This window comes from Kosmotoga sp., from assembly GCF_982836095.1.
In genome coordinates this window covers 19,535-27,024 of record NZ_CEYIHJ010000003.1, presented here as the reverse complement: position 1 = coordinate 27,024, position 7,490 = coordinate 19,535, and the positions used below count along the sequence as shown (strand labels likewise).

The following is a 7,490-nucleotide window of genomic DNA, read 5'->3' as shown; positions in this document are numbered from 1 at the left end:
TTTTGGAAAATCCATGACAAGCAACAGGAAAAACCTTCAAGCTTTTGCTTTGGGAACAAGAATCTTTTTAACAGGTGGTAACACAGGTGGAATGCCTGAGCAAATAGTTGAAGAGCTTTTACCAACAAATCGTCATAATCCAAAGAATTGTTTTCGATTTTCAAAATGCTGTATCGTTTCCAGATTTCTTCAATATGTTCTTCAACCCCGAGAAATTTTTTGCTTTGGTGAACAATAGCCTCCCTTAGTGAAAGACCACAATTGATTGCATAAGAGTAAATAGATTGTAGTACACCAGCACCCGGGAGAATAGAAGCGCCTTTTTTACTAAGTTCTTCGAGAAGCTGTGAACGGCAGTGTTTAATGAGATCTTTTGCGTCTTCTCTATCGAGTATTGTGAAGTTCGCATTAATATCAATGCGGTGGGAGTATTTTCTCAAGAAGTAATTGCAAATGTGATGGAAAGTCCCGGCAAGCATGCCTCTCAAATCTGAGCCGCTCGCTCGTCGAGCTCTTTCAATCATTTCTCGTGAAGCAGCACGGGTGAAAGTAACAAGCAAAATATTTTCGGGTTTTACACCGGAAGCCACCAGATGTGCAATCTTGTAGGTGATGACTCTTGTTTTTCCAGAACCTGGCCCTGCAACAATCAGTGTCCTTCCAGAAGAATTGAGGACTGCATCTAGTTGTTCATCATCTAACGCATTGTTAATAAACTCTGGAACTGGATTCGGTTTAAGATGATACTTCTTGGCTTTTTCCTTCATGTTCAAATTCTATCACAACTTTCTAATAATGAAAGCGTGAAAATCATTCGCAAAGTGTTTTCATTTCACGAAATGTGAAAAAGCATGGAGAAAGCCAATTGATGATAAAATCCTTATAGGGAGGGATATAATGAAAACAATAAAGCTTTCGGATATATACAAATACGTTAGTGTTGGCGACCTTCACTTTCTTCCACATGATAACACCTTTCTTTTTGTAAGAAAAACCATGGATGCAAAGAACAACAGATACAAGAGCAATATCTGGATTCAAGGTTATAACGGTAGAAATCTTAGGCAGCTGACTTTTGGGGATAGCGATTTTTCACCAACAGTCAGCCCTGATGGGAAAAAACTGTTTTTTTTGTCTAAAAGGGAGAAATCTAAAGGAATCGGCTTGTATTTGATGCCTTTTGCTGGTGGCGAAGCTATGAAAATACGAGAATTTTCGGAAAACATCACAAATCTCAGATGGGCCGGAAAAAACAGGCTTTCTTTCGTTTCGTATCCGGGCTGTCTGCAAAAAAAGAAGAAAGAAGATGATGATAAAAGGGTTTATGAGATAGAAAGCATACCTTTCTTATTCAACGGCAAAGGCATTACAGAAGGAAAAAAGAGGAAGGCATTTGTTTTTGACACCAAAAGGGGAAAAGTTACTCAACTTGCAGAAGACCCTTCTGTTGATGTTGTTGATGTGATATTTTCTCCCGATGGAACCTCTTATGTAACTATCGCAAAGGATAACCCTGAGGCTAACCCAATAATGTCAACGCTTTACCATGTTTCAGAAGGGAAAAAAACAAGATTATCACCTGAGGGAATAAGTATTGCCGCAGCAAGGTGGAAGAACAACAGTGAACTCTTTGTCATTGCCATAGATTCCACTAAAGCCTTTTCTGCTAATCCCTTTATAGCACTTGCGACATTGAATGGAATTTTCATCAACTTAACTAAGGATTATGATATCCCAATGTTCAACGCGCTCAACAGCGATGTTAGAGGAGTGGGAGGGCGTCAATTCAAAGTTGTCAACGATTCTTTTTATTTTCTCGCTACCGAAAGATTTAAAGTCTTGCTGAAAAAAATCGAATCTGATGGACGAATCGACACCGTCTTGGATATAAATGGCAGTATTGATACCTTTGATGTTTCGGAGAAAGGGGATCTGATTTTTACTGCCTCCACCCCCTCAAGACCACTTGAAATTTTTAAATACTCAAATGGAAAAAGTAGAAAACTCACCTCTTTCAATAGCTGGATCAACAATTGCATAATTTCTTCCCCGGAGATGTTTCGGGTTACTGCTTCCGATGGAAAAGACATAGATGCCTGGATTTTAAAGCCGCCAGATTTTAGAGCTGATAAGAAATATCCAGTAATTCTTGAAATCCACGGTGGTCCAAAAACCGCATATGGAAACGCCTATCTTCATGAATTTCAAATGCTCGCCGCTGAAGGATTTGTAGTCATTTATTGTAACCCTCGAGGAAGTCATGGTTATAACAGTGAGTTTGCTGATATTCGTGGGCATTATGGTGAGAGAGATTTTTTGGATATCATGGAAGTAATAGAATTTGCTGTAAATGAATTTACCTTTATTGATTCAGAGCGCCTTGGAGTTACAGGTGGTTCATACGGTGGATTTATGACAAATTGGATTGTTGGTCACACGGATATTTTTAAAGCAGCTGTTTCTCAACGTTCCATATCTAACTTCGTTTCATTTTATGGTACAACTGACATCGGGTACTTTTTCGCTGAGGATCAGATAGGTTTGTCTAAGCCCTTTTGGGAGGAACCAGAAACCTATATGCGGCAATCTCCTCTAACGTATGTATCGAATGTTGAAACTCCATTGCTTTTAATTCATTCTCTTGATGATTATCGGTGCTCTGTTCCTGAAGCAATGCAGTTCTTTACAGCGTTAAGGCGCTTGGGAAAAACCGCTAAGTTGATTCTTTTCCCCAAGGAAAACCACGAACTATCGCGTAGCGGGCTTCCATCACACAGGGAAAAAAGGCTAAAAGCGTTGTTGAACTGGTTTAAGCTGTATCTGAGAGGGGTGAAAGAGAGTGATTGTGAGACAAGCGAAACCTGAAGATAACGAGAAACTCCTTGAAATTGAAAGGACCTCCTCACAAGAAGGGAGCATATGGTTTGCTTCTGATAGAAAGGACTTTTTTGTGAAAATGAACCATTTTGATGATGGATTTATGCTGGTTGCTGAAGACGAAAAAAACGGTGACATTATTGGTTGTGTGGGTGCAGGATATGCTGATTACTGGCTTGAGGGGAGGAAACAACGCGGCGTCTATATGTTTGGGCTGAGAACAAATCCCAAATATCGTATGCGTCTAGCACGATGGTTGAAAGCAGTGATTCAGAAAATGGGCGACATTCTCGAAAATTCTGATGTTGAATTCGGTTTTGGATCAGTAAAAGTGGACAATATAAACTCAGTTAAGATTTTAAAACATATGAAGTTCGAACCCACAAGAGTATTGAATATTTATGCTGTACCGGTTATGAGAAAAGGAAAAGTAAATGGAATTAGCATAGATGAGGAACCTGATCCGCAAGCTCTTCAGAGTTATTATAACGAAAAAATTGACGACCACGATCTTGTACCACTTGATCTCGGGCAAAATTTTTTTCCAAAACTCATTGCTGAAAAGAAGATAAAACTCATAAAGCACAATACAGCTACGGCAATTGTTTGGGATACTTTGGGCGAGTTTGATGTCAAAATCACAAAGCTCCCAATCGCTCTCAAGCTCTTTAGGGATTTTGCGGCATTCATTACTTTTTTGTTCCCCTTCATAAGAATTCCAAGACTTAACGATCCTATTCATTCATGGAATGTGATTTTTCTGGATTATAAGGACCGAAAAGATGGTAAGAGATTGGTAAAAGCTATTCATAATTTAGCGTGGAAAAATAATATAACACTGTTGAATTTTGGTGAGGATAGCGAATTGGCAAAGGTAAAGAATATACTGGGTATTTTGAAATTCACAGTACCTTTCAGATTCGCTCTTATTGACAGAGCAAGAAACAAAAAAATATTGAGACCCGTGATCTGGCCACCACGCATCTAAGGACGCCGTAGGCGTCTTTTTTGTAATATTAATGCGTGGAAGTGTGTTAAAAAAGGTGGTAGCATTTATCGGGAGGGATTTTGGTGAATCTTCTTGTTGATGTTGGGAATACAAATACGGTTTTTGGCCTGTGGGCTACAGATATGTTGAAGTCAAAATGGCGAGTTTCAACCAAAAGGTTGGGGACAGAAGACGAGATATATATGATGGTTAAGGAATTTCTGAATAGAAATGATTGCACTGTGGAAGAACTGGAAGATCTGTGTGTAGCCTCAGTTGTACCTGCGGTGAATAATTCCTTTAGATATTTCGCTGAGAAGTACATAAACAAAGATGCGCTCTTTGTCACAGCCCGGGAAGATATTGGCGTGAAATGGGATGTGGACTTTCCGCCTGAAATAGGTTCGGATAGGGTTGCCAACATCCTTGGCGCAAAAAGCTTTTATGGGGAAAACGCAATCGTTATCGATGTTGGAACCGCAATAACTGTTGATGTATTAAAAGATGGTGCTTTTCTAGGTGGAGCAATCATTCCCGGTCCACATGTTTCCATGAAAGCGCTCTTTTCTGGCACCGCAAAACTTCCCCAGGTCGAACTTCATTTTGTAAAAAAACCGATCGGCAGAAATACTGCTGATAACATCAGGATAGGGATAATTAATACTACCTTTTTTGGATTGAAAAGCATAGTTATGCAGATTGTAGAAAAGTATCCTGCGAAACCGGTTATCATTGCAACGGGCGGATATGCAAAGCTCTTTGATATAAGCAAGGATTTCTTTGATTTTATCGATACAGAACTCACCCTTAAAGGCATAAGGGAATATTGTAAGCTGGTGAGAAAGCTTGAAGAAAATACTGCTCATTAATCCCTGGATTGAAGATGTAGCCGCTTATGATTTTTGGCTGAAGCCTCTGGGCTTGCTGTATATATCTTCAATATTAAAAGATGCCGGGATTGAAACGGCACTCATAGATTTGCTTGACCGTTATGATCCGGAGCTGGAAGCTTTCATGGGAAAAGAAGCGGAAGATAAATATTATGGAACTGGGAAATTCTATAACGAAGCAATAGAAAAGCCACGTTGTTTAGAGCATATTCCTCGAAAATTCAAGCGCTATGGCTTTCCTGAAGAGCTCTTTCGACGAAAACTGCGAAGATATCGAGGAGTCGATGCCGTATTTATAACATCTATGATGACTTATTGGCATTATGGAGTAAGTGATACGATTAGGGTGATAAAAGAGGAGCTACCCGATAAGCCCGTTGTGCTTGGCGGCGTTTATGCGTCGATCTTACCAGATCATGCGATTGCCTTTTCTGGTGCTGATTTTGTTGCCCCGGGCACAGGCATTTCTCCTGTGAACAGCGCTCTTGAATTTCTCGGTATTAAAGCGTCGTTAAAAGAGAATTTCCTGGAGGAGCTTGACCCGGATTATTCCCATTATGACAAGCTGAGTTATGCTGTTTTGATTACAAGCACGGGATGTCCTTTTCATTGTAATTACTGTATGAGTTGGAAATTGTGGAAATCCTTTTCCCGTAGAAGCCCTAAAAAAGTTGCAGCCTTCATTGAAAACCTCTACTATAAAAGAGGAGTCAAAGATATAGTATTCTTCGATGATGCTATATTGGTTGGCTCAGATTTCAAAGAACTACTGAAACTCCTTGAAGCTAAAGAGCTTAAGATTAGATATCATTTGCCTAATGGGCTACACGCCAGGCTTATAGATACTGAAACTGCCCAGCTAATGAAAAAAGTGAATTTCAAAACCATAAAGCTTGGCTATGAAACTTCTAATGCGGCTCTTCAGGAAAAAACCGGGGGGAAAGTATTCGATTCCGACCTTGTAAGAGCGGTTTCATTTTTGAAAAGCGCAGGCTTTTCAGGAAACGAGATTAGCGCTTATATCATTGCAAATCTTCCTGGACAAAGTGTTGAAGACGTTGAAAGGGCAATTGATAAATGTGATGAATTGGGTATTTTACCCGTTATAAATGAATTCACACCGATTCCTGGCACTCCACAATGGGTTGAGCTCGTCTCGAAAAAGAAATTACCAGAGGATATTGATCCTCTTTTATTGGATAATTCCCTGTTGCCTCATTGGTGGGACAAAGGAATAACTGAGACTTCCTTGAGATTATTAAAAGAAAAAGCCTGGAAGGTGAGAAAGAGGATCGAAAATGAAAACTGTTTATCTCGCTTTTGGTAGTAATCTCGGTGACAGAACTGAGAACATTATGTTTGCTGTGTGTTCTCTTAAAGAAAAAGAGATAGAGTTGCTCGATATTTCTAACCTCTACGAATCAGAACCTTATGGGGTAGTTGATCAACCCGCTTTTTTGAATTGTGTTGGGAAATTTCGTTATTACGGGACTCCTGAAAGCCTTCTGGATATAACCATGGAAGTAGAAAAAAAACTCTACAGGAAGCGAGAAAGACGCTGGGGACCCAGAACTATAGACATTGACATCCTGCTTTTTGGTACAACTGGATATAAATCGGATCGTTTGACTATACCGCATTATGACATGAAAAATAGATCTTTTGTTTTGATTCCATTGCTGGAAATTGCTCCGAATATTTTGGAACCGGGTACAGGGATTCCTTATAGAGAATATCTTAAAGACATGTCAGGAAATGACCTAAAATTGGCAAAATCATCTGAAGCTTTCTTGAAGGAATTGAAGATCACATGTACCGTATCTCCTTTGAAAGGAGGCTACTATGGATAAAATTAAATGGCTAATTATACTCTTTCTCCTTTTTCTTTTGACCTCATGCAGCACCACCAAGCGCGAGTTATCACCTGGAAATTTCGCTGGTTTTAATCCCAGTGGCTATATGGTTGTATCTACACGCGTGGAGCTCGGTGGAGAGCTGGATGGATTATATGTAGAAAACGGTGTCACGCTCACCATCAGGCTTGCAAAAGGCACTGAATCTTTGGAAATCTATGTCGTCAAATTTGATAAAGCCCTAAAGGCCTCTTCTTTTTGGTATAAATGGGGAAAACTGAATTTTAACGAATTGAAAGTAGTTCTAAGTGCGATTCCCGGTGTATATGGTGAGCTCAGTGGAAATGCCAATTCTGGTTATATAGAGTCATGGTTGTCAGGAAAATGGATTTACATTTTTAGAGGGGAAAAAACCGCTGTAAAAGAGACAGTAAAGGCGTTCAAAGAATACATGAAGGAGTTGAAAAAATCTGTTGAATCATGAAAAGCCATATAGGGATCTAAAGACCTATCTCAAAGAACGCTATGGAGAACCAGTTTATAGATTGCCAATAGATGCGGGCTTTACTTGCCCCAACAGAGATGGTACATTGTCTACGGGTGGCTGTATCTACTGTGATGCAACAGGAAGTGGTTTTTCGGTAAACAAAAAACTCAGTATTCAAGAACAAATGAAAGAGCGAATGGAAAAGCTTAGGAATAGAGGTATAGGTAAATTCATGGCTTACTTTCAAGCAAATTCAAATACATATGCACCTATACCAAAATTAAGGGAACTCTATTCAAGTGCATTACTTGAGGATGTAATTATCCTTGATATATCCACAAGACCAGATCTCGTACCGAACGAGGTGCTTGAGCTTCTCGCCGATTATCGAAAGA

General features: G+C 39.6%; 8 protein-coding genes. 7 read left to right on the top strand and 1 reads right to left on the bottom strand.

Annotation, left to right across the window (positions count from 1 at the left end; translation table 11 throughout):
- The coding region (locus tag AC3LHT_RS00545) for a UvrD-helicase domain-containing protein (protein ID WP_488661663.1) at positions 1-767 on the bottom strand (767 nt) is incomplete at its 3' end.
- A gap of 130 nt (positions 768-897) precedes the next feature.
- Between AC3LHT_RS00545 and AC3LHT_RS00540 the strand changes: the two genes are divergently transcribed.
- The 7 genes from AC3LHT_RS00540 to AC3LHT_RS00510 all read left to right on the top strand — a co-directional run.
- Positions 898-2,865 (top strand): S9 family peptidase, encoded by a 1,968-nt coding sequence (locus AC3LHT_RS00540; protein WP_488661662.1) that lies wholly within the window; start codon positions 898-900, stop codon positions 2,863-2,865.
- The gene (locus tag AC3LHT_RS00535; protein ID WP_488661661.1) at positions 2,846-3,865 is read left to right on the top strand and encodes a GNAT family N-acetyltransferase; all 1,020 of its coding nucleotides are present in this window, start codon (positions 2,846-2,848) and stop codon (positions 3,863-3,865) included. Before AC3LHT_RS00540 ends, AC3LHT_RS00535 begins: the two co-directional genes overlap by 20 nt.
- Positions 3,866-3,948: 83 nt before the next feature.
- Positions 3,949-4,734 carry a type III pantothenate kinase gene (locus AC3LHT_RS00530; protein WP_290668367.1) on the top strand — a complete coding sequence of 262 codons (786 nt, stop codon included), beginning with the start codon at positions 3,949-3,951 and terminating at the stop codon, positions 4,732-4,734.
- On the top strand, positions 4,712-6,082 hold the full coding sequence (locus AC3LHT_RS00525) for a B12-binding domain-containing radical SAM protein (RefSeq protein ID WP_290646307.1): 1,371 nt from the start codon (positions 4,712-4,714) through the stop codon (positions 6,080-6,082). Before AC3LHT_RS00530 ends, AC3LHT_RS00525 begins: the two co-directional genes overlap by 23 nt.
- Positions 6,054-6,605, top strand: coding sequence for a 2-amino-4-hydroxy-6-hydroxymethyldihydropteridine diphosphokinase (gene folK / locus AC3LHT_RS00520; RefSeq protein ID WP_290646305.1), 552 nt, complete (start codon positions 6,054-6,056; stop codon positions 6,603-6,605). Before AC3LHT_RS00525 ends, folK begins: the two co-directional genes overlap by 29 nt.
- Positions 6,598-7,092, top strand: coding sequence for a hypothetical protein (locus AC3LHT_RS00515; RefSeq protein ID WP_290646303.1), 495 nt, complete (start codon positions 6,598-6,600; stop codon positions 7,090-7,092). Before folK ends, AC3LHT_RS00515 begins: the two co-directional genes overlap by 8 nt.
- A partial coding sequence (locus AC3LHT_RS00510) for a TIGR01212 family radical SAM protein (protein WP_488661660.1) occupies positions 7,082-7,490 on the top strand: 409 nt, incomplete at its 3' end. The genes AC3LHT_RS00515 and AC3LHT_RS00510, both read left to right, overlap by 11 nt.